A 20,248-nucleotide genomic window follows, 5' to 3' on the forward strand; every position below is an offset into this window, starting at 1 on the left:
ACGACGAACAAGTGCAACGGCTCGCCCTGCTCGAAAAACTCAAGTCCAGCTGTGTGGCGCTCCAGTCCTCTGCGCACTCGCCTTACCTGTCAGAAAGAGAAGTCCCTCGATGAACAAGTCCGCCCGAATCCTGGTCCTGGCCGGTAGCCTGCGCGAAGGCGCTTACAGCAAGAAGCTGGCGAAGTGCGCGGCTGAAGCCCTGAAGCAGCTTGGTGCAGAGGTTGACCTGCTGGACCTCCGAGAGGTGCCCATGCCCCTCTACGACGGAGATCTCGAAGACGCCGAAGGGCTCCCCGCAGGCGCGATCGCCTTCAAGGAGCGAATCGCAGCTGCCGAGGGCCTGCTCATCGTCTCGCCCGAGTACAACCAATCGATCCCCGGCACCTTCAAGAACGCGCTCGATTGGGCATCGCGCGGCGAGGACGATGTCTTCGAGGGGAAGGTCGCGGGCCTGATGGCCTCCTCGCCCGGCGGGGCGGGCGGGATGCGGATGATGCCTCACCTCCGCCAGGTCATGACCGCCCTCGGAGTCTGGCTGCTGCCCGAGCAGGTCACCCTTTCCAAGGCACACGAGGCCTTCGACGAAAGCGGCGCCCTCAAATCCGCCTATATCGCCACCCAGGTCGAGAAGCTCTGCTCCGCACTTGCCTCGGAAGCTCGGCGTCGCCGCCTCGAAGCCTAAGCATCCCCACTTCATTCAGGAAGGACGTGCCCCGTGGACGACCATCTCGCCAACGCCGTGCCCCGTGACAACCCCGCGGCAAAGCGCTTCGAACTGCAGATCGGCGATCGCCTCGCCGTCGCCGAGTACATCCTCACCCCCGACGGCATCGTGTTCACGCACACCGAGGTCCCCGTCGAGCTGGAGGGGCGTGGGCTCGCAAGCAAGCTCATCAAGTTTGCCCTCGATTCGGCCCGGGAACGGAAGCTTTCGGTCACGCCCATGTGCCAGGCAGTCGCCGGTTATATCGAACGCCATCCGGAGTATCAGGATCTGCTGTTACCGACCTTCCGCAACCAGTAGGCGGCCACCCTCGCCGTCGAGCAAGAGAGAATCGAGACACGCACATGCTTGAATCCATCATCACCGCTCGCAAGGCCGATATCGGCGGCTTGGAAGTGGGGCGCCTCCTGCCTTCGCGCGAGCGCCGCATGGTCGGGCCGTTCACCTTTCTGGATCACGGCGGGCCGATCGACCTGCCGGCCTTCATCCCCGACACCCTGGATGTCCTTCCTCATCCGCACATCGGCCTCTCGACCGTCACCTACCTCCTCGACGGCACGATGACCCATCGCGACAGCCTCGGCGTCGAGCAGGTGATACGGCCTGGTGACGTCAACTGGATGACCGCAGGCCGAGGCATCAGCCACTCTGAGCGCTTCGAGGGCCCTTTCAAGGACAAGGGCGGGGCATTCAACCTCCTGCAGGCCTGGGTGGCGCTCCCCGTCGAGCATGAAGAGGCGGATCCCAGCTTCAATCACCACCCCAGTCAGGAGCTGCCAATCTTCGAAGAAGGCGGCCTCTGGGCCCGCCTCATCGCAGGCACGGCCTTCGGTGTCTCGGCGCCGGTCAAGACCCACTCGCCGCTCTTCTACATGCATGTGCAGCTCCAGGCGGGCGCGAAGGCGGCCGTCCCGGGCGATCACCCCGAGCGCGCCGTCTACGTCGTCAAGGGCTGCGTCGAAGTGGCAGGGCACGCGTATCGTCCAGGCGAGATGCTGGTCTTCGCCCCTGGGGCGGCTCCACTCATCACGGCGCAGGAGGCGTCCACCGTCATGATGCTCGGAGGTGAGCCGGTCGGCCCGCGCCACATCTGGTGGAACTTCGTCTCCTCGCGCAAGGAGCGTATCGAGCAGGCCAAGGCGGATTGGCAAGCCGGCCGGATCGCTCTGCCGCCGCACGATGCCCGCGCGTTCGTCCCGCTGCCCTAGGATGACGGCGCGGACCGGGAGATTTCGTCGCCCTCACCTTGCGAGGGTTCAGCGGAGCGGTTAGGATGCCTATGGTAGGGTTGTGAGCCCGACCATGGGCCTGCCTACTTCGAGGAGGAGACGATGAGCGTCATCCGTCGTTCTTGCGCCGTTGCGATCGCAACCTTCATGCTCGCCGGCTGCGCGCTATCCGGCAACCAGCCGGTCGACCCGACCAAGAGACCGCGCATCACCTCGCTCCAGGTCTCAAGCAGCCGCGTGACCCCGGGCGGCATCATCGGGCTCGAGGTGACGGCCCAGAGCCCCGACGACTCCAAGCTCACCTACCACTGGACCTCGAGCCAGGGCATGATCTCGGATCCACACAGCCAGCGCCCGCACTGGATTGCTCCCAACAACGCCTTCGGCCAGGACACCTACATCACCCTCTCGGTCCGGGTCATCGACGACAAGCAGCGCGAAGACAGCCGCCAAGAGACTATCACCGTCGCCAATTGACCACTTGTACGAACGACCTCCCGAAATCGGGAGGTCGTTCGTCTCAGGCTGTTGAAAAAGGATTAGTAGCCGCGGGGCATCCGGATGCCGAACTTGTCGCGCGCGCCCCGGTCCTGCTCGGCCTCGCGCGCCTGGAACTCACGGATCTGATCCATGATCCGCTGCCGGATGAAGTCCGTGACGTCTTCGACCTTGCTCTTGTCGGCGTCCTCGTCCAGGTCGTTCTCCCGAATGTACATGGCCAAGAAGTAAGCCTGAGCCAGCTCTTGGCGGCAAGTCCAGGGGTCCATCCCCTTACGCGTCAAGGAGTCGCGCAGCGTGGCGTAGGTGCCGCGACGGGAGAGCCAAAGGTTCTCCATGAGGTCCATGAGATCTTGGGGGGAGACTTCCTCGAGGGGGTCTCCGTACTTCTCAAGGTACTGCTCCTTGACGCCGGGGTCTTGGAATTTGGCAAGCGCTCGTTGAATCATCCGCACCTCCTGGGGGCGTTTTAGTGCATGCGAGCAGCGACCGGCAGGCGACGGAGAATCTCCGCCTCTTGCACGGCCAGCTCCTCGAGCCGTTGAAGCACCACAGCCTTGGGCATGTGGTGACCGGCGAGGGAAACGAAGAGTTGATGATGACCGGCCTCCGAGAACGAAAGCTCATGGTAGAGCGATCGCAGCGCGGGGTCCGGCAGGTTCTGAGCGAGCAGCACGAAGCGTTCGCAGCTACGAGCCTCGACCAAGCTCATGATGAGCAACCGATCGACCAAGTGTTCGACTCCATGGGGGCGATTGAGCTTCAACAGCTCTTTCACGTAGGGATCGGAGTCGATCCTCCCAAGAGGAATGCCGCGCTCATTGAGCACGGCATACAGTCGGGCGAAGTGTTCGAGTTCTTCCTGGGCGAGGTGCAGCATGCTGGTAACCAGCGCCCGGTCGTTCGGATATTTGGCGATGAGGCTCATGGCCGTAGCAGCCGCCTTCTTCTCGCAATGCGCGTGATCCGCCAGGAGGAGATCCGTGTGACGGATCACCAGCTCGAGCCAGGCTTTATCGGAAGCCTCCTTGAGACAGGTCATTGGCGGACAGGTTTGCGTTGCGAGGGTCATCGTTGCTACTCCTACCTACAGTATAAGGCATTAGGGGCCCGGACTGCGCGTCGATTGCGAAACTTCACATCTTCTAGCAAGCATGCTAGCGTGTTTCTTTCGGAAACGCGCTATTTCAGGAGGTTCGCCATGATCCGCCATGTCGTCGGGTTCCGCTTCAAGCCGGACACCACTCCCAGCCAGATCGCCCAGTTCCTCGCCGCCTTCCGAGCCCTCGCCGACCAGATCCCGGAGCTGCGGAGCCTGAGCGTCGGCCCCAACCTGACGGATCGCGACGCCACCTGCCCCTACATCCTCTCGTCGAGCTTCGACGACATGGACGCCGTGGGGCGCTACCTGGTCCACCCGGCGCACGTCGATGCCGTCGCCACGCACCTAACGCCGATTCTCGAGCAACGAATCATCCTGGACATCGAAGAGTAAGACCGAGAGGTGCTTTGATGCTCGCCGCTTCGCCGATGAAGGGGAGCATGATATAGTAATGGCATCGGGAAGTAGGAGCTGTGCGCCATTTGCGCCCCCTTTCCCCGCAATGCCCACCCTGGTGACCGTTCCAAACCTTCACCAGAGCCGACACAAAGGAGTGGCAGCTACTTTTGCCTGACAACATCCGTTTCGAGGATCTCGGCCTGCCGCCTGAGATTCTCCGGGGCCTGAGCCAGATGGGCTTCGCCCACGCCACCCCGGTCCAAGCCGCGGCAATCCCCGAAGTCTTGAAGGGCAAGGACCTGGTGGTCCAAGCCAAGACCGGTTCCGGTAAGACCCTGGCCTTCGGCCTTCCCGTCCTCGCCCGTCTCGATCCCACCAGCCCCGACACCCAGGTGCTGGTCATCACCCCGACCCGCGAACTCGCCATCCAGGTGGCCGAAGAGCTGAACAAGGTCGGCGGTCACATGGGCATCCTGGTCTCCGCCATCTACGGCGGCACCAAGATGGACAAGCAAATGACCGACCTGGCCTGGGCCTCCATCATCGTGGGGACGCCGGGCCGCCTCCGGGACCACCTGACCCGAGGCAACCTGCACCTGACCAAGTGCACCACCGTGGTCCTCGACGAAGCCGACGAGATGCTCGACATGGGCTTCAAGGACGACCTGGAGTTCATCCTCTCGGGTCTTCCCAAGCCCCGGACCACCCTGCTCTTCTCGGCGACCTTCCCCAAGGCCATCGAGGCGATCGCCAAGAAGTACATGACGAGCACCGAGAAGATCGCCGTCAGCTCGGGCCTCACCACCCCCACGGACATCACTCACCGCTTCCTCAAGGTCAGCGAATCGAACCGGGTGGAGGCGCTTGCGACCCTCATCCGCAAGGAGCCCCCGAATCTCGGGATCGTCTTCTGCAAGCGCAAGAGCGAAACCACCCAGGTCTCGCGCAAGCTGCGCGCCGCAGGCATCCCCTCGGGCTACCTCAACGGGGACATGGACCAGGCTCAGCGCGAAGCCACCCTCGCCCAGTTCAAGCGCGGGGACATCAATATCCTGGTCGCCACCGACGTCGCGGCCCGCGGCCTCGACATCAACGGGATCACTCACGTCTACAACGTGTCGGTCCCCCAGGACACCGAGACCTATGTCCACCGCTCGGGCCGCACCGGCCGCGCCGGCAAGAAGGGCACCTGCATCACCCTCGTCACCCCCGAGGAAGAGCGCTACTTCGCCAAGATCCAGCAGGATCTGACCGAAACCGCCCGCAAGGCGATGGCCGCCGCCCAGGCAGCGGTCCCGGCGCAGGCACCCGCGCAAGCCCCAGCCGCCCGCAGGCAGCCTACCGCCGAGCCCCGCGCTCAGCAGGAGGCGCCCCGCGCCCCGCAGCCGGCTCGCCAGGAGCGTCAAGACCGACAGGAGCGTCAAGAACGCCAAGAGCGCGAGAGCACCCGCGCCCCGCGTGAAGCCGAGCGCCGCATCGAGAGCCGGCAGAGCGAGAATGCTCGTCCGCGCTACTCGGTGGATACCATCTACCGCGAGGTGAACGGCCAGGCCGAAGCCTACCGGACCATCGCCCAGGAGCTGCTGCGGCAGACCGATGCCGAGCGTCTCGTGGCCGCCCTGCTCAGCCAGACCAACGCCGGCAAGCGGATGCTCGAGAAGAGCATCCCGCGCGAGGAACCGTCCGACTCCCAGCGCGATCATTCGCGCCGCAGGTCGCGCTCGACCTCGCACAGCGGGGGGCGCCTCACGCGCAAGCCCTCCCAGGTCGTCTACGGCGAATAATCGCTCATCTCGCGCCCCCGTTCGGGGGCGCGAGGTGCTTTTTGGGCATGTCATCTTTCTGCAATCATTCTGTGGTATGGTCCTCCCATTGGCTTGAAGCCCCGCCCCCTATGCGGTATAAGGGATGCTTTGGTTCCAGCTCACATTCCCTTTCATGAAGAGGAGCCCGATGAGACTTCAGATTCACGCTGCCATCACTGCACTGTTCGTTGCCTCCTCCATGGTCGCTGCTCCCCTAGCGGCCAATGCCCAGCCAGCGAAGCCCAAGAACTTCGAAGCCAAGGGCATCTACATGACCGCCACCTCCATGCAGATCGACCGCTTCTACAAGCTGGTCGACGGCCTCCAGAAGGCCGGCGGCAACACCGTCGTCTTCGACGCCAAGGACGAGGACGGCATCGTCTCCTATCCCTCGAACGTACCGCTCGCCAAGGAGATCGGCGCCTCCAAGCAGGGGCCGCTGCGCGACCTCAAGAAGCGCGTGGACTACCTCCACTCCAAGGGGATCCACGTGGTCGGCCGCATCTGCCTCTTCCACGACCCGATCCTCGCCAAGCAGCGTCCCGACCTGGCCCTCAAGACCTTCGCCGGCAAGGCCTTCCCCGAGAAGGGCAAGCCCGCCTGGTCGGATCCCTACCTGCCCGCGGTCCAGCAGTACAACATCGACCTGGCCAAGGAGCTCACCTCCATGGGGGTGGATGAGGTCCAGTTCGACTACATTCGCTACCCCGCTCAGGGCCAGATCAAGGAGATCAACTACGGCTTCGATCCCGCCAAGACCCCCAAGCACACCGTCATCACGGGCTTCCTCAAGAAGGCCTACGACGAGATGCATCGCGCGGGCAAGCTCGTCAGCATCGACGTGTACGGCGTGATCGCCTGGCAGCAGAGCATCGACGAGCGGATCACCGGCCAGCGCGTGCAGGATCTGGCGAAGTACACCGACGCCATCTGCCCCATGGTCTACCCGTCGCACTTCGGCCCCGGCTTCGACAAGTACAGCAAGCCTGGCGACCAGCCCTACTACTTCGTGAGCAAGGGCGTCTCCAAGCTGGCCAAGCTCACCGAGGGCAGCGGGGTCACCATCCGCCCCTGGCTCCAGGCCTTCCCCTGGCGCGTCTCCAACTTCGGCCCCCAGTACGTCACCACCCAGCTCAAGGCTGCGCATGACGAAAAGGCCATCGGCTGGATGATGTGGAACGCGGGCAACAAGTACGAGGCCGCCTACTCCGGTATCGCGCGCTTCTACGGCAAGTAACCCCCTCGCTTCAAGAGGCCACCCCGCCCGGGGTGGCCTCTTGGCTTGTATACGCCGGCTTTCGAGCGCTTGTATGGTATGGTTCTATCCCATGCGCCGCTCATCCTTCTTGAAAGTCGCTGTCTTCCTTGCGATTGCTCTGCACGTCGCGCCCGTCTCCGCCAAGGACGCGGAGTGGGGCCCGTGGCCGAGCGCGGACGCCGAAGAGCGCTTGCCCGCCTCCGCCTTTCATGCGGCAGAGGGATGGGTGGGAGAGGCCCAGAACGGTAGCCAGCCATTTCTATTCGCGCTGCGCACCTATCAGCTCTTCGTCTCCAGTCAAGACGTGGTGAGCTGTCCCATGTACCCGAGCTGCTCGCGCTTCGCCATGCATGCCTTCGCCACCTATGACCCCCTGCAGGCGTTCTTGCTCACGGCGGATCGCCTCGTTCGCGACAACCCAGGTGCCCACGAACACGGACGCTACCCGCACGTCCACGTGGGCGAGCAGCCCAAGCTACGAGACCTTCCCGAGGATCACCGCCTATGGTAGCCCCTTCCGCCTACGTCGCGCCCGCCTGGACCCAAGGGGATCCGCAGCTGGGCTTCGCCAGCTATCTCTACGATGCGGGCGAGTTCTTCCGGGCGGTGGGCGAGTTCGAGCGGTGGCGCTTCATGCGCCCCCAGGACGTCCGTGAACCCCGGGTGCGCCTCCAGCTGGGGCGCTGCTACTTGCAGGGCAAGCGATACGAGCAGGCCCTCACCTATTTTGCGCTGCCCTACCCCTCTGCCGAGCTCGAAGCGATCGCGCGTTACGAGCAAGGACGCGCCCTCTTGGGGCTCGGCCGCTTCGAGGAGGCCGAGGCCGCGATTCGACCGCTCGAACACTCCGCCTCTCTCGCTTCCCCTGCGCGCGTTCAGCTTGGGCTCGCCGCGGCCAAGCAAGGCGCCTGGCAACAGGCCGGGGACTATTTCGAGCGCGCGGGTGCAAGCGACGCCACGGCGATCGCGCGTAACATCCAAGTACGCCATACTCCTTCGCCCTGGGTTGCAGGTGGGCTCTCGACCCTTTTGCCTGGCGCAGGGCAGCTCTATCTTGGTCGTCAATCGGACGGCTTCGGGAGCATGTTGCTCACCGCCGCACTGGTGGGTGCCTCCTACTACTACGCGCAGCGGGATCAGGCCCCCATTTCCTATGCGACGGGCATCCTCGGCGCTGGCTTCTGGGGCGCGAGCGTCTACGGGGCCATCGGCGGCGCTCGGCACGAAACCCGCCTTGCTGACGCGCAAGCGATCCGCACCATTGAGGCGGCGATCGCCCCCCTGACTCGTCCCGACCTTCAATGAAGCGGCAACTGCTCATCCTCGCCACGACCCTGCTTTTGCTTCCGACGCCCGCCCACGGCGCTGAGGACTCGCTCGGCCTAGCCCGCAGGCTGGCTGAGGCCGAGCCGGAGCTCGCTGTCACGGAGTACTTGAGGGTCCTCTACCATGCGAAAGACCCGAGTGCGTCGCGCCTCGTAAGAGAAGAGCTCGGGCGGCTCTACCAGAAGCTTGGCCGAGAGACTGACGCTCAGACCCTCTATCAGCAAGCAAGAGACGGGGCGGATGCGATCGCGCATGCGCGCCTCTCGCTGCGCCTCATCGAATTGCTCGCACGGCGCGATCCGCTGCTGGCCCAGGTTCGACTGGAAGCCATGCTTGATCAGCACCCCACGGGCCCGCTGCGCGAAGAGGTGCTACGCCGCCTCTGGTGGACCCAGCTCACGAACCGTGCCTATCGGCCGGCGGCAGAAACGATCAGGCACTTCGAAAAAACGGATGCCCAGGCAAGCGCCCTGGCCGCCGAGCTCGAAGCCCGCGCCACTCGTCCCGGCATCGCGCCCGGCCAGGCCATGCTGGCCACCGCCCTCTTCCCCGGCTCGGGCCAGGCCTACATGGGTGAGTGGTCGAAGGGCCTCGGTTCGTTGCTGCTCAACGGCGCCCTGGTCGGGGTGGGCTATTACGCCGTTCGCGAGCGCGACTGGTTCGCGGGCCTGGTGTTGCTCGATCTGGTGCCGCGCTACTACTTTGGCGGCATCCGCGCAGCGGGCGAGCTGGCCGAAGCGCGCCAGGCGCGCGAGCACGAGGCGTTTCAGGCGGACTTGAAGGCCCGATACCCAAGCTTCGTGCCACGTTCGCTGGATAATTAACCAACCAAGCGTGGTATAGAAAACGAGTCGTTATTTGTTCGGGACAGGAGCCCCCATGTCGAAATCGAAGCTGATCGCCCCTCTCGCCCTCGCCACGATGCTCTCTGGCTGCGCCTCGATCATGAGTGGCGGGCAACCCATGTTGAACGTGGAGGTCGACGGTCCGTCCGGCGATGACATCCAGGTGACCATCATCGGTCTCAACAACGGGGAGCGGATCGTGCGGAGCGGCTCGAACTTCACCGTGCCCCTCAGCCGGAACAGCGACTACAAGGTCACCGTCAAGGCCGCGAACTACTCCACCGAAGAAACCATCATCCGGCGCAACATCCGCCCGATCTTCTGGGCGAACTTCTGCTGCGCGCCGGGCTACGGGGTGGGCCTCTTCGGCTTCGCCATGGACTACCTCACCCACAACATGTGGGAGCCCGACCACGCCCAGGTGGCCTTCTCTCTCGCGCGCCTGAAAAAGGATAAGAGCAGCTACGTCCTTCCGATCGAGCTCTCCAACGCGAGCGGCGAGCGCTTCACCATCGAGGCCCCGGTCCTGATGAGCAGCGCCGCCGAGTAGGCGCGCTATCAACCCCATCGCAACGAGGGGACGGTCCAACATTGGGCCGTCCCCTTCTGCTTACGGCAGCTCGGCGGCCACCGCCGCGTAGTGGATGGGGTAACCCGCGCACTCCCAGGCGCGACGGAATTTGTCGAGGGGAATGGCGCGCTTGCCGTCGAAGGTGTTGCCCGCAAGGACCTGGCGCTGATCCATGCCGTAGACGACGATCCAGTGGAGGCTGGCCTCGCCGCCCCAGAGCGCTTGGGCGTCGACGAGGGTCGCCACGGGCCAGCCGGCGGAGACCCAGCGTTCGAGACCTGCTGTGTCGTCGGCCGAGGTCGAGAAGTGCGTCCGCATGCCGAACGCCTCGAGCATCTCCACAAGCCTACCAGGAGAAGTACCCGCCAGCCCGAAGAGAACATCCGGCGGGTACTTGGCCGTAAGGCCGTCGATCCAGTCCGCGTTCGAGGCGTACCAGCGGCTATCGACCGGGTCCTGGATGCGCCGATTCAGGTTCAAGGGGTTCAGGTCGGCGTGAGCGAGCATCATTGCCGCGGCCGCCTGCCCGCAATGGTTGCTGTCGCCGTTGGTGTAGACGTGAAGATGCTGCCAGCCCGCCACCAGGCGCTTGCTCGTCGGTGAGGGCAAGGGCACGCTGTTCTCGGCGCCGAGCACCGGGCGCGCCGGCTGCGAGACCTGATCAGCAGCCATCCGGGCGCCGAAGAGCAACTGCTCGTTGCAGGCCGTCAGCAGAGAGGTTGCCATCAAGAGCGCCACAAGGGAGAAGCGACGGATCATGAGCGACAGGTCTCCAAGCGGGGTGGGACACTCCTATTTATCGATTGATCACGGGGAGGCTGACGAGTGGCCTTCATATCTAACGTATTTTTACGCATTCTTGAATCTGGTTTAATGTTGATTTAATATTCAGAAGGTCGCCCCCAAGGCGTCCCGTCCCGGCCTCCTGCAAGCAAAGGAAGAGTGTACTTGCTACTGTCCGAGGAAAAGATCACGGCCCTGTCGGTCGCCATCGCCGCGAAAGATCCCTACACGCTGGGGCACTGCGAGCGGGTGGCACGCTACGCCAGCGCCATCGGCGATCGCTTCGACCTGGCCTCGGACGAGCGGCCGCTTCTTTACCAGGCGGCCTTCCTCCACGACGTGGGTAAGCTCGGTATCCGGGACGACGTCCTTCTCAAAGAAGGCCCTCTGACCGACGCGGAGTTCCTGCACATCAAGGCGCACCCGCGCCTCGGTGCGAGCATCCTCGAAGACTTCCCCGAAGCCGGGCCCCTCTTGCCGACCGTCCTTTATCACCACGAGCGGTGGGACGGCAAGGGCTACCCCGAAGGTCTGATCGCGGACGCCGCCCCGCTCCTGGCCCGGATCGTCTCGGTCGCGGACGCCTTCGACGCCATGATCAGCCACCGCTGCTATCGCCCGGCCTTGCCCTTCGAGCGCGCGGTCCACATCCTCAAGGAGTGCGCCGGCACCCAGTGGGATCCGGCCGTGGTCCGGACCTTCCTGGAGGTCATCCACGACGAGCCGACCCTGGTGATTCATGCGGCCGATGTGATGCCGAGCCGTTAAGTCGTGATTGTGTTTCTGTCAAATCCGTATTAAACTAGAACCAACAACGTACGCATCATTACTGGGATAACCGACAGGATCACCGAAGCTCAAGGGCGAGCCGAAACCACCGAAACCCAGGCAACATAAGGAACTCGTTCATTATGTCGTCTCGCTTCGCTCTCTCCTCCCTCCTTGTCCTCGGCCTGCTCGCAGGGTGCGGTCTCTCACCCCAGACGTCCGCTCCTCAGGCCCAGCGCGTCCAGGCCTCCGCCGCCTATAACGGCTGCTATCTGGCCCTCACCTTCACGCCGTCCCCGACCATCGCGGGCGAGGCGAGCCGCATCCGGCAGCAACTCAAGTTCCTGGATCTCTCGAATGCGATTCCCAAGCGCGACACCGACGAGATGCACGTGACGGTCGGCTACTTCAAGAAGTTGCTGCCTCACCAGGCCCAGCGCATCGCCGAGCTCTTCAAGAACAAGGACGCCTACCTCTACGTCGAAGGCTACGGGGTCGCCAACAACCAGGTCGCCTACTTTACCGTGAGTGGTGTCGACGAGGCCCGTACGGCTCTCAAGCAGCAGGGCATCGTCTTCGAGGGCGACGACCCTCACATCACCTTCGGCGTGAGCCCCACGAACCCCCGCGACGTCCACGGCGTTTCGAAGAAGGCCATCCACCCGGTGGGGCCCCACAAGCTGCTCGCCCAGTATCACTTCAAGCAGGGGTCCAACAACCTCTGGTAAGCGGCTCTCGGGAGCGCGTCAACCTATCCTGCCCGGTCGCCACTGGCGATCGGGCAGAGCCCTTTTCAGGGGCCAGGTTTAGTAGCCGAGAGGGAAGCCCGTGCTCCGGGCCAGCAAGGTGATCAGGTGGTCGAGGCCCCGCTTGTCCACCAGGCGCTTGACCCGGCGAAAGCCGGCGCCGTACGCGGGGTCCTGGTCTTGCTGCATCAACTTGATCGCATACTCGGCCATCTCGCCCTGCGAGTCGGCATGGAGCAGATACTTGAAGTAGTTGCAGCTCCCCTCTTCGAAAGCGGGATCCAGCGATCGGCCATTGTTCAAGTTGATCCAGACGTGCGTCAGCTCGTGGGCGACCGTGCCTTCGAAGACCTCGCGCGGCATGCCGTGCAGGACGTAGACCGCCATCTCGCGCTTGGTGATGCGGTTACCCTGCTTCTCGGTCAGCACCGAGGTGAAGCCGTTGACGTTGGGGCCGCCGGGATGGCCCGTGCGACGCAAGAGGTTGCGCAGGGTGTTGCGATCCACCAGGATGACGGGAGCCGCCTCGGCGGGCACATCGAGCCCCCAGCCTCTCAGCCGCTCACGAACCCCCTCGATGAGAGGCTGGGCGGCGCGATCGCCCGAGATCTGCACTCCGTAGCAGCCCGCGCAGACGCTGCGGCCGTCCTGGTAGGTGCTGCCCCCACCGCTGGTGCGCTGGCTGATGATCCGCCCGCAGTAGTCGCAGTTGGGGACTTGGCGCTGGTGCGCCGCATGGTATTTGTTGCCCCACGGATCGACGAAGTACTTGCCCGTCAGTCCAGTGCCGCACACATCGCACTTCTCGGCGATCGAGGTCTGGAAGCAGGCCTCGTGGTAGGCCTTCCCGTCCTGCTTGATGTATCGGCCGATCAGCGGCTGCTGGCAGACCCCGCAGCGCTCGGCGAAGGCCTCGGCGTAGCAGCGCTGGTGATACGGCCGGCCCTGGTGTGGGACGTAAGGGGCGCTGCCGATCGGCAAGCTACAGCCCGCGCAGGTGAAGTGCTGCGGGTGAAAGGCCTGACGTCCCCACTGGACGTAGGTGCTGGTGATCGGTTGGCGGCAAGAAGCGCAAGTGGTCATGGGGGCGGCTTCGGTGGGCGGGACGACGCCTGCGACGCCCAGTGCCATCATCCAGGCAGCGATCGCGCGGCTACGACGCATGACGAGGCGGTTTCCTTTCGTGCGGCCGGATCGATCGCGCCGATCCGCCTGCTTCCTTGTACCCGGCGAAGGCGAAAAGGCATCCGATCTTATTTTCCCCGGTTAAACGATAACCAGGAGAACCAACGGCGCGAATTTCGGGGGTAGGTGCGGGCGATCCAGCTTGCAATCACGCGCTTCTTGCCCCAGATGAAGGCGTACTTCCGCAGCTGCCAGGGCGAGAGGTCGGGGAGCATCACCTGGGGGCCCTCGGCGGCCATCAGGCCTTCGAGCAGTTCGCCCTGCGCGCTGCACGCGTAGACGTGGGGCTGGCTCCAGGGGGTGAGCTTGGCGCTGAAGTGACCGAAGGTCCGGCAGACGAAGGGGCGCGCCGCGTAGACCGAGCATCGCCCCTCCTCGAGGAAAGGACAGGCCAAGGGCAGGGCGTTACGGGTGGGGAAGATGGGGAGGCTCGTGCTCATGAGCCATTCGAAGAAGCGCACGTGCCACATGCGCGGACCGTGTTCGCGCCAGAAGCGCGCTAGCCACCGTTCTCGGCGCTCGGGGCTCCATTCGGTTTCCATGTGCCGGCGCAAGAGCTCCCACTCTTGAAAGGAGATATCGAAGAAGCCCGTGGGATAGTGGCAGCAGCGGCCGCAGCCCGAATAGCAGAGACTCTGGGGGTAGGTTTCGACCACCGCCTGCGAGAGCCGGTCCAGGTGGACGAACAGGTCGCGCTCGTCGCCGGACTGGCCCATGTTCTCCGTGCGGCCGATGCCGTCGCGTGCCTGGTCGAGGGCTTCGACCAAGGGATGCGGCCGTGCGGTATTGGCCAGGGCCTCTTCCAGCACCCCTTCGAAGTGAAGCGGGAGCGTGGCGGGCGTCGGCAGCGGGTTAGGTGGTTCCGGGCGGCGGCGGGTGCCGAAAATCCAGCGCATGGGGCTCCCTGGCGCGAAGAAGGGACGTCGCTTCGATTATATCGGATTGCACAAGGCTTCTCAGTGCAAGCGCAACAGGCATGAGGCTTGCTCGGATGCTTCACTAGTCATCGACACCCCACGCATGCAGCAAGAGGAGGCAGTCATGGCCAGCAGCGACAAGCCCCAAGGCTTCGACGTCAACAAGGGCATCTATACCCTGCTCACCCCGGACGAGGAGAGCTACATGATCGCCCAGGACAAAGAAGGCGTCCCTGTCGCGCTGTACTTCACGAGCGCCGAGAAGGCCGACAAGTATCGCCAGGACGTGGGCAAGCCCGAGTTCAAGGTACTCTTCCTCGAAGGGATGGAGGGCGTCAAGGAGCTCACCGAAGAGCTGGTCTCGTGCGGCGTCAAAGAGGCCTTCCTCGACCACACCAAGCGCACCCGCCAGCCGGTCGTCCTGGATCTGGCCACCTGGATCAAGCGCTCGCCCTGAGGTCGTTTGACAGCCAGAGGGCGCGGGGCTAAGGTGAGAGAATGCGTCAAGCCACACCACGCCGAGCTTTCGTCGTCATCGGCATCCTCCTCACGACCTTCCTCGCGGCCCTCGACGGCACCATCGTCGGCACCATCATGCCGACCGTGATCGCCGACGTAGGCGGGCTCGACCTCTACCCGTGGGTCGCCACCGCCTTCATGCTGGCCTCGACCGTCGTGACCCCCTTGTACGGCAAGCTCTCGGACCTCTTCGGTCATCGCCGCTTCATCTTCGTGGCGATCGCGGTCTTCCTGGCAGGCTCAGCCCTGTGCGGAGCCGCGAGGACCATGCCGGAGCTGGTGGCCGCACGCGCCTTCCAGGGTGCTGGGGCCGGCGGGCTCTTCGTCATGAGCTTCATCGTCTTCGGGCAGATCTTCTCGCCCGAGGAGCGCGGCCGCATGCAGGGCCTGCTCAGCTCCGTCTGGGGGCTATCCTCGGTGGTGGGGCCTGCGGTGGGGGGCTTCCTGGTGCAGTGGGCCTCCTGGCGCTGGGCCTTCTACCTCAACCTCCCCTTCGGCCTCTTGGCTGTTGCGATGATCGCCCGCACCCTGCACCTGCCCGCGCCCGAGCACCCCGTCCGTCCCAAGATCGACTGGCTCGGTGCCTTCCTCTTCGCCGTCGGCGCCATCGGGACCCTCTTTGCCCTGCTCAAGCTCGGCGAGGGCCACCCTTCGCCTTCGGTCTGGCTGAGCCTCGTGCTGGGCCTCGCGGCCACCGTGACCTTCGTCTATCATCAGCTGCGCACCCCGGAGCCCCTGATGCCCGTGCGCCTCTTCGCTCGCAGCATCTTCCGGGTCCCGGTGCTCATGGGCCTCCTGGCCGGCGCCTCCTTGTTCTCGGCTTCGAGCTTCCTACCGCTCTTCGTCCAGGGGGTGCTCGGCGCCAACCCCACCGTCACCGGCACGGTTCTTACCATGATCTCGTTCGGGTGGGTCGCAGGCTCTACCCTCAGCGGCCATCTCCTGAACCGCTTCGGCTTCCGCCGGCTCGCCATGAGCGGGGCGGCCCTCATGACGCTGGGCTTTTTGCTCTTGGCCCTTGAGCCCGCCCACACCACGGTCTTCGCCATCGGGCGCGACAACATCATCCTGGGCCTGGGGATGGGCTGCGTGGTCACCAGCACCCTGATCGCCGTCCAGACCTTCGCCGAGCCCCGGATGCTGGGGGCGGCCACCTCGTCGGTCCAACTTTTCCGGACCATCGGCGGCACCCTTGGTCTGAGCATGCTGGGCGGCATCCAGCTCGGCGCCTTCGCGCGGGCCCTTTTCACCCAGGCTGAGAAATTCTCGGCGACCCCGGCCCTCCAGGCGGCTTACGAGCACGCACGCGCCCATCCGCACGCGGTCCTGGACCCGGCGAGCCGCGCGGCGTTGCCCCCTGCCCTCGGCGAGGCCATGCAGCAGGCTCTGGGCAGCTCCTTGCACGCGGTCTTCTGGCTCATGCTCGGTCTTGCGGTGCTCAACCTGATCCTCTCGGCCTTCATGCCGACGAACACCCCGCGCGAGGCCCACGAAGCCGCCGCGGTGGCGGCGCGCTAACCATGCCTCGCCATCACCGGTCCGAGCCCGACGACGAGCGCCTGCGCGAAGCCGTCGATTACGTGCGGCGTGAGGAGCGCCGCCGCAGCGACCAGGCGATCCAGGACGCCTGGCATGACGGCTTTTCCGAGGGCAAAGAAGAGGGCTACCACGACGGCTACAAGACCGGCTACCGCAAGGGCTGGGTCGAGGCGGGGGGCGACACCGCCTTGGCCGAGAGCTTTGGGGTGCGCCTTGACGACCGGGCCTGGGCCCGCGGGGTCCTGCACCTACCGCCCGATGCCACGCTTGAGGAGGCGCAGCGCGCCTTCCGCAAGCTTTCCAAGTCCTTCCACCCCGACCTGCACCCCGAGATCGGTGATGCGCCCTTCAAGACTCTGATGGAAGCCAAGCGAATCCTCGGGATCTAAGCGAGCCAGCGCCGCATTCGCGCCCGTCGTATCCGCAGCGGGTACGGATGGCACGGACTGATGCTGGAGTTATGCTAGAGGCGTAAGCAACTCATCGAACGGAAGGAACTTCCCATGGAAAAGTCCTGGATGCGCTCTCTGATGCTGGGCATGCGGCTGCGCTGCCCCCGCTGCGGCGAAGGGGAGACGAGCGCGGGCCTGCTCAAGCCCAAATCCTCCTGTTCGGCCTGCGGCCTCAACTTCTCCCTCAACGAGGGCGAGTTCACGGGCGGCACCTACATCAACTACGGCTTCATGACCCTGATCTTCGTGCCGGGCTTCGTGCTGATCGATCACTTCCTCAACTGGAGCCTCGAGCAGCAGTTGATCCTCTGGGGCGCCTTCGCCCTGATCTTCCCGTTCGCCTTCCAGCGCAACGCCATCGGCCTCTACACCGCCCTGCTCTACGTGACGGGCGCGCTGGGCAAGCCCGTCAGCCAACCCGCCAAGGAAGAAGTCTAGTCCTACCTCACTCGGAGCGGCGACTCCGGGGCGAATCCGGGATCTCTCGGTGCGGTTCTTGGACCACGCCTTCTCGCACACTCGCGTCGAAGGTGATCGGGCCGCACCGTGCCTCGGCGGGGCTCTCGCGTCCCCACGGCGTATCGGTCGGAGGCGAGTAGTCCTCTGCCTCGGCGGCCTCCGCAGGCAGCGACCCGACGCAGCCCTCCGCCACGGCCTCTAGCACCCGTTCGGCCTCCATGGTCTGTTCGACGAGAGGTGGCTCCGTCGGCGGGAGCTCCTCGATCCCCTTGAGATCGGGCAGGGCGCCCACGTGCTCGGGCGAGCCCTGCTTTTCGAGCACGCCCCCCTGGGGCAGCTTGGCATCGGGATTGGCATGCTGAGTCATGGCCACCTCCGGAATCGCGGGCCTGGACAGGCCCACTCTACGCCCGGGGCGCGTCGCGGAAAACGCGCGCTCAAACGGCAAGGCCGGGAGCAGCATGCTGCTCCCGGCCTTGCCGTTGTCGATCGACGGGGTTTAGCGCGCGGGCGCCATCTTGCGATAGCAGTCCGAGCAGAACACCGGCTTGCCCTGGGTGGGGCGGAAGGGAACCTTGGTGTCCACGCCGCACTCGCCGCACTGAGCGGGGAAGAGCTCGCGCTGGGGGCGGGCGCCCATCGAGGTGCCACCGGTCGCAGCCTTACGCGCCGAACGGCACGAAGGGCAGCGCTGGGGATCGTTGGTGTAACCCTTCTGTGCGTAGAACTCCTGCTCACCCACGGTGAAGGTGAACTGGGCGCTGCAGTCGCGACAGGTAATGATCTTGTCTTGCATCGTCAGCAGAATCCTCCCAAAGACGATTCGGAACCACCGTTCTTGCTCACCGTGCTGACCCCTACAGGACAAGCGAGTGCCTAGGAACTTCCAGAGCGTGTTACCAGCCGGAAACCCGTGTAAAACAAGAACTTGATCCAATCCTACCTTACCTGGTCTAATCGCGTCAACTACTTCATAAAGCTTCCCAAAGCACCGCAAATCCTTTGCTGACAAGAGTTTTGGGTAAAATCCCTCTTCCGATCGGAGATAAAATTGTAGCGGGATGTAAAGGCAGGAGGTTGAGAAGGCCATGGCAAGACGGGCGCTGGTGGTCTTCAATCGCGGGGCGGGCCGCGCCCAGGGGGCCTGTTCGGTCGAGGCGATCGCCCAGCAGATTCGCGCTTGGGGCTGGACGGTCGAGACCGCCCGCTGCCAGGGCGCCCGCACCACGGCGGTGATCGAGGCGGCGATCGCCCGCGGCGTCGACACGGTCGTGAGCCTCGGCGGGGACGGGACCCTCAACCTCTGCGCCGGCGCCCTGCTCGGGACCGAGGTCGCCCTCGGGGTGGTGCCATGCGGGACGGCCAACGATTTCGCCCGCACCCTCGGTATCCCGCTGAGCATTGATGACGCTCTCGCCTCCATCCGCGACGGAGAGCGCCTGCGGATCGACGTGGGCTGGGTAAACGACCGCCACTTCCTGAACGTGGCCTCCCTCGGGATGGGGGCGGCCATCGCGCGAGCCATCACCGCTGAGCACAAGCGCCGCTGGGGGCGATGGGCCTACCTGGTAGCGCTCATCCATCGGCTGCGCACGCCGCGGCTCCACCCCTTCGTGCTATGCCTGGACAACGGCTGCGAGCAGTTCGAAGCCTACCAGGTCGCGATCGCGAACGGCTGCTGCTTTGGCGGCGGCTTCCGGATCAGTCACGAGGCACGGCTCGATGAAGGACTGCTGGACGTGGTCGTGATCGAGCCAGGCTGGTGGCGGCGCGCCCGGCAGATCACCGCGGCGGGCATGACCCTGGTGGGGCGCCTCGGGAGTCGAACCTATCGCACTCCCTCGCTCGAGATCACGACGACCGAGCGCGTGACGGTGAACCTGGACGGGGAGACCCACGACATGGTCTCGCCCCTGCGCTTCCAGGTCCGGCCGCAGGCTCTCTCGGTGCTCGTTTCCAAGCGCAGATGAGAAAAGCCCCCGCGCAACCGGTGGCTGCGCGGAGGCTTTTCGAGGTAGTGGGCGACTAGAGCTTGACGACGATGGCCGGCACGCCCTGGTGACGGACCTTGGAGGCCATCGCCTGAGCCTGGGCCATGGTCGAGAACTTGCCGACCAGGACGCGGTTGGGGGTGCTCACGCGGGTGGTGCCCCCCGCGACCGAGACGAACAGGCCCTTGGCGCGCAGTTCGCTTGCGATCACGTCGGCGCGGCTGCGATCCGAGAAGATCCCGAGCTGCAGGTAGTAGCGACCGCCGCCCGCGGGCACCACGGCCCCCGGATGACCGGCGCTCGCGAACTGAGCCTTGAGAGTGTCGGCCTTGCCCTTGGTGTTCACGACGGTCGAACGAACCGAGAACGCGCCGGTCGTGGCCGAGCCGGGGCTCGTCTGCCAGGCCTGGAAACCCTTGGCCGAAAGCAGGTTCGTGAGGTTGCTCGCGTTGGCGCTCGAAGCGAACGCGCCACACTGCACCGCGTAGACGCCCGGCCCTGCCGGGACGGCCGGAGCGGTGACCGCCTTGGGCGGCTGAGGGGCGGGCTGTTGGGCCACGGCCGCGGGGCGCGCAGGCTGCTTGGCAGGAGCTTGCGGCTTGGCGACCGGCAGAGCGGGCTGCTCGGCGTTGACCTTGACCTCGGCCGTCTTGGCGGGCGCCTTGGGCTTGGGATCCTCGGCGACCGGTGCCTTGGGTTCGGGAGCTTCCTTGGGAACCGTCCCCTCGGCCGGGACAGCCTCGTTCAGCGAGGGGACGCCCGGCGTGGGCGCGACCTTGCCGAAGCCGTTCGGGTTGGCGTAGGGACTGTCGCTCTCCTGCGCGACCTCTTCGGTCTTGGGAGAGAAGGGAAGCATGCCCTTCATGTAGGCGTAGGCGCCCCCGCCGAGCACGAGCAGACCCACGAGCACGAACGCGGCCTTCTTCTGCCAGCCACCGCCGGCAGGCTCTTCGTCCTCGTCGTCCTCGTACTCTTCGTCGTCGTCCTCGTCGTAGGCGTCGTCGTCTTCTTCGTCGTCGCCGTACGCGTACGTTTCGTCGTCGTCGAGCTCTTCGACGTCGTCTTCTTCGTACTCGTACTCTAGTTCTTCGTCGCGCTTGGGCACCGATCCTCCTTGCGACCCGTAAGCGAT

Annotated in this window: 26 protein-coding genes; 18 read left to right on the top strand and 8 right to left on the bottom strand. The window is 65.1% G+C overall.

Annotation, left to right across the window (positions count from 1 at the left end; genetic code table 11):
- The first annotated feature begins 109 nt into the window (after positions 1 to 109).
- From J7643_03255 to J7643_03270, 4 genes are all read left to right on the top strand, one after another.
- On the top strand, positions 110 to 682 hold the full coding sequence (locus J7643_03255) for an NAD(P)H-dependent oxidoreductase (protein ID MBO9539590.1): 573 nt from the start codon (positions 110 to 112) through the stop codon (positions 680 to 682).
- A 57-nt stretch (positions 683 to 739) separates the two neighbouring features.
- Complete coding sequence (locus tag J7643_03260) at positions 740 to 1,024, top strand: N-acetyltransferase (GenBank protein ID MBO9539591.1); 285 nt, start codon at positions 740 to 742, stop codon at positions 1,022 to 1,024.
- Between the two features lie 44 nt (positions 1,025 to 1,068).
- Positions 1,069 to 1,932 carry a pirin family protein gene (locus J7643_03265; GenBank protein MBO9539592.1) on the top strand — a complete coding sequence of 288 codons (864 nt, stop codon included), beginning with the start codon at positions 1,069 to 1,071 and terminating at the stop codon, positions 1,930 to 1,932.
- Between the two features lie 123 nt (positions 1,933 to 2,055).
- On the top strand, positions 2,056 to 2,430 hold the full coding sequence (locus J7643_03270; protein ID MBO9539593.1) for a hypothetical protein: 375 nt from the start codon (positions 2,056 to 2,058) through the stop codon (positions 2,428 to 2,430).
- A gap of 62 nt (positions 2,431 to 2,492) precedes the next feature.
- Here the strand turns inward: J7643_03270 and J7643_03275 are convergent, their stop codons facing one another.
- Together J7643_03275 and J7643_03280 are read right to left on the bottom strand one after the other, a co-directional pair.
- On the bottom strand, positions 2,493 to 2,900 hold the full coding sequence (locus J7643_03275; GenBank protein ID MBO9539594.1) for a hypothetical protein: 408 nt from the start codon (positions 2,898 to 2,900) through the stop codon (positions 2,493 to 2,495).
- A 20-nt stretch (positions 2,901 to 2,920) separates the two neighbouring features.
- Entirely contained in the window at positions 2,921 to 3,523 is a 603-nt protein-coding gene (locus J7643_03280; protein MBO9539595.1) for a tRNA-(ms[2]io[6]A)-hydroxylase, read from the bottom strand.
- Positions 3,524 to 3,652: 129 nt separating this feature from the next.
- On the opposite strand from J7643_03280, the gene J7643_03285 reads away from it, so the two are divergent.
- From J7643_03285 to J7643_03315, 7 genes are all read left to right on the top strand, one after another.
- Positions 3,653 to 3,946, top strand: coding sequence for a Dabb family protein (locus J7643_03285; protein MBO9539596.1), 294 nt, complete (start codon positions 3,653 to 3,655; stop codon positions 3,944 to 3,946).
- Between the two features lie 173 nt (positions 3,947 to 4,119).
- The gene (locus tag J7643_03290) at positions 4,120 to 5,736 is read left to right on the top strand and encodes a DEAD/DEAH box helicase (protein MBO9539597.1); all 1,617 of its coding nucleotides are present in this window, start codon (positions 4,120 to 4,122) and stop codon (positions 5,734 to 5,736) included.
- Positions 5,737 to 5,905: 169 nt separating this feature from the next.
- A complete protein-coding gene (locus tag J7643_03295; protein MBO9539598.1) occupies positions 5,906 to 6,994 on the top strand; it encodes a hypothetical protein in 1,089 nt (362 codons plus the stop codon).
- Between the two features lie 91 nt (positions 6,995 to 7,085).
- Positions 7,086 to 7,526 carry a membrane protein insertion efficiency factor YidD gene (locus J7643_03300; protein MBO9539599.1) on the top strand — a complete coding sequence of 147 codons (441 nt, stop codon included), beginning with the start codon at positions 7,086 to 7,088 and terminating at the stop codon, positions 7,524 to 7,526.
- Positions 7,520 to 8,320: a tetratricopeptide repeat protein gene (locus tag J7643_03305; GenBank protein ID MBO9539600.1), complete on the top strand. Its 801-nt coding sequence runs from the start codon at positions 7,520 to 7,522 to the stop codon at positions 8,318 to 8,320. Before J7643_03300 ends, J7643_03305 begins: the two co-directional genes overlap by 7 nt.
- The gene (locus J7643_03310) at positions 8,317 to 9,165 is read left to right on the top strand and encodes a hypothetical protein (protein MBO9539601.1); all 849 of its coding nucleotides are present in this window, start codon (positions 8,317 to 8,319) and stop codon (positions 9,163 to 9,165) included. The genes J7643_03305 and J7643_03310 overlap by 4 nt, the downstream gene beginning before the upstream one ends.
- 55 nt (positions 9,166 to 9,220) lie before the next feature.
- A complete protein-coding gene (locus J7643_03315) occupies positions 9,221 to 9,736 on the top strand; it encodes a hypothetical protein (GenBank protein ID MBO9539602.1) in 516 nt (171 codons plus the stop codon).
- 60 nt (positions 9,737 to 9,796) lie between these two features.
- On the opposite strand, the gene J7643_03320 is transcribed toward J7643_03315, so the two are convergent.
- On the bottom strand, positions 9,797 to 10,516 hold the full coding sequence (locus J7643_03320; protein ID MBO9539603.1) for a hypothetical protein: 720 nt from the start codon (positions 10,514 to 10,516) through the stop codon (positions 9,797 to 9,799).
- A 189-nt stretch (positions 10,517 to 10,705) separates the two neighbouring features.
- On the opposite strand from J7643_03320, the gene J7643_03325 reads away from it, so the two are divergent.
- Both J7643_03325 and J7643_03330 read left to right on the top strand, forming a co-directional pair.
- Positions 10,706 to 11,308 (top strand): HD-GYP domain-containing protein, encoded by a 603-nt coding sequence (locus tag J7643_03325; GenBank protein MBO9539604.1) that lies wholly within the window; start codon positions 10,706 to 10,708, stop codon positions 11,306 to 11,308.
- Positions 11,309 to 11,451: 143 nt separating this feature from the next.
- The gene (locus J7643_03330) at positions 11,452 to 12,036 is read left to right on the top strand and encodes a hypothetical protein (GenBank protein MBO9539605.1); all 585 of its coding nucleotides are present in this window, start codon (positions 11,452 to 11,454) and stop codon (positions 12,034 to 12,036) included.
- A gap of 78 nt (positions 12,037 to 12,114) precedes the next feature.
- Here the strand turns inward: J7643_03330 and J7643_03335 are convergent, their stop codons facing one another.
- Positions 12,115 to 13,218 carry a protein DA1 gene (locus tag J7643_03335; GenBank protein MBO9539606.1) on the bottom strand — a complete coding sequence of 368 codons (1,104 nt, stop codon included), beginning with the start codon at positions 13,216 to 13,218 and terminating at the stop codon, positions 12,115 to 12,117.
- 89 nt (positions 13,219 to 13,307) lie between these two features.
- Positions 13,308 to 14,135, bottom strand: a complete 828-nt coding sequence (locus tag J7643_03340; GenBank protein ID MBO9539607.1) for a YkgJ family cysteine cluster protein — start codon at positions 14,133 to 14,135, stop codon at positions 13,308 to 13,310.
- Positions 14,136 to 14,280: 145 nt separating this feature from the next.
- Between J7643_03340 and J7643_03345 the strand changes: the two genes are divergently transcribed.
- The 4 genes from J7643_03345 to J7643_03360 all read left to right on the top strand — a co-directional run bounded on the left by J7643_03345 (position 14,281) and on the right by J7643_03360 (position 17,104).
- Positions 14,281 to 14,613, top strand: a complete 333-nt coding sequence (locus J7643_03345; protein MBO9539608.1) for a hypothetical protein — start codon at positions 14,281 to 14,283, stop codon at positions 14,611 to 14,613.
- A gap of 41 nt (positions 14,614 to 14,654) precedes the next feature.
- Positions 14,655 to 16,193: an MFS transporter gene (locus J7643_03350; protein ID MBO9539609.1), complete on the top strand. Its 1,539-nt coding sequence runs from the start codon at positions 14,655 to 14,657 to the stop codon at positions 16,191 to 16,193.
- 2 nt (positions 16,194 to 16,195) lie between these two features.
- Positions 16,196 to 16,603, top strand: coding sequence for a DnaJ domain-containing protein (locus tag J7643_03355; protein ID MBO9539610.1), 408 nt, complete (start codon positions 16,196 to 16,198; stop codon positions 16,601 to 16,603).
- A gap of 114 nt (positions 16,604 to 16,717) precedes the next feature.
- A complete protein-coding gene (locus tag J7643_03360) occupies positions 16,718 to 17,104 on the top strand; it encodes a DUF983 domain-containing protein (GenBank protein MBO9539611.1) in 387 nt (128 codons plus the stop codon).
- 7 nt (positions 17,105 to 17,111) lie between these two features.
- On the opposite strand, the gene J7643_03365 is transcribed toward J7643_03360, so the two are convergent.
- Positions 17,112 to 17,492, bottom strand: coding sequence for a hypothetical protein (locus tag J7643_03365; protein ID MBO9539612.1), 381 nt, complete (start codon positions 17,490 to 17,492; stop codon positions 17,112 to 17,114).
- 132 nt (positions 17,493 to 17,624) lie between these two features.
- Positions 17,625 to 17,921, bottom strand: a complete 297-nt coding sequence (locus J7643_03370; protein ID MBO9539613.1) for a zinc-ribbon domain containing protein — start codon at positions 17,919 to 17,921, stop codon at positions 17,625 to 17,627.
- Between the two features lie 292 nt (positions 17,922 to 18,213).
- On the opposite strand from J7643_03370, the gene J7643_03375 reads away from it, so the two are divergent.
- Positions 18,214 to 19,095 carry a YegS/Rv2252/BmrU family lipid kinase gene (locus J7643_03375; GenBank protein MBO9539614.1) on the top strand — a complete coding sequence of 294 codons (882 nt, stop codon included), beginning with the start codon at positions 18,214 to 18,216 and terminating at the stop codon, positions 19,093 to 19,095.
- 55 nt (positions 19,096 to 19,150) lie between these two features.
- On the opposite strand, the gene J7643_03380 is transcribed toward J7643_03375, so the two are convergent.
- A complete protein-coding gene (locus J7643_03380) occupies positions 19,151 to 20,221 on the bottom strand; it encodes an SPOR domain-containing protein (GenBank protein ID MBO9539615.1) in 1,071 nt (356 codons plus the stop codon).
- Between the last annotated feature and the right edge of the window lie 27 nt (positions 20,222 to 20,248).

Source organism: bacterium (assembly GCA_017744355.1).
Lineage (GTDB): Bacteria > Cyanobacteriota > Sericytochromatia > S15B-MN24 > UBA4093 > JAGIBK01.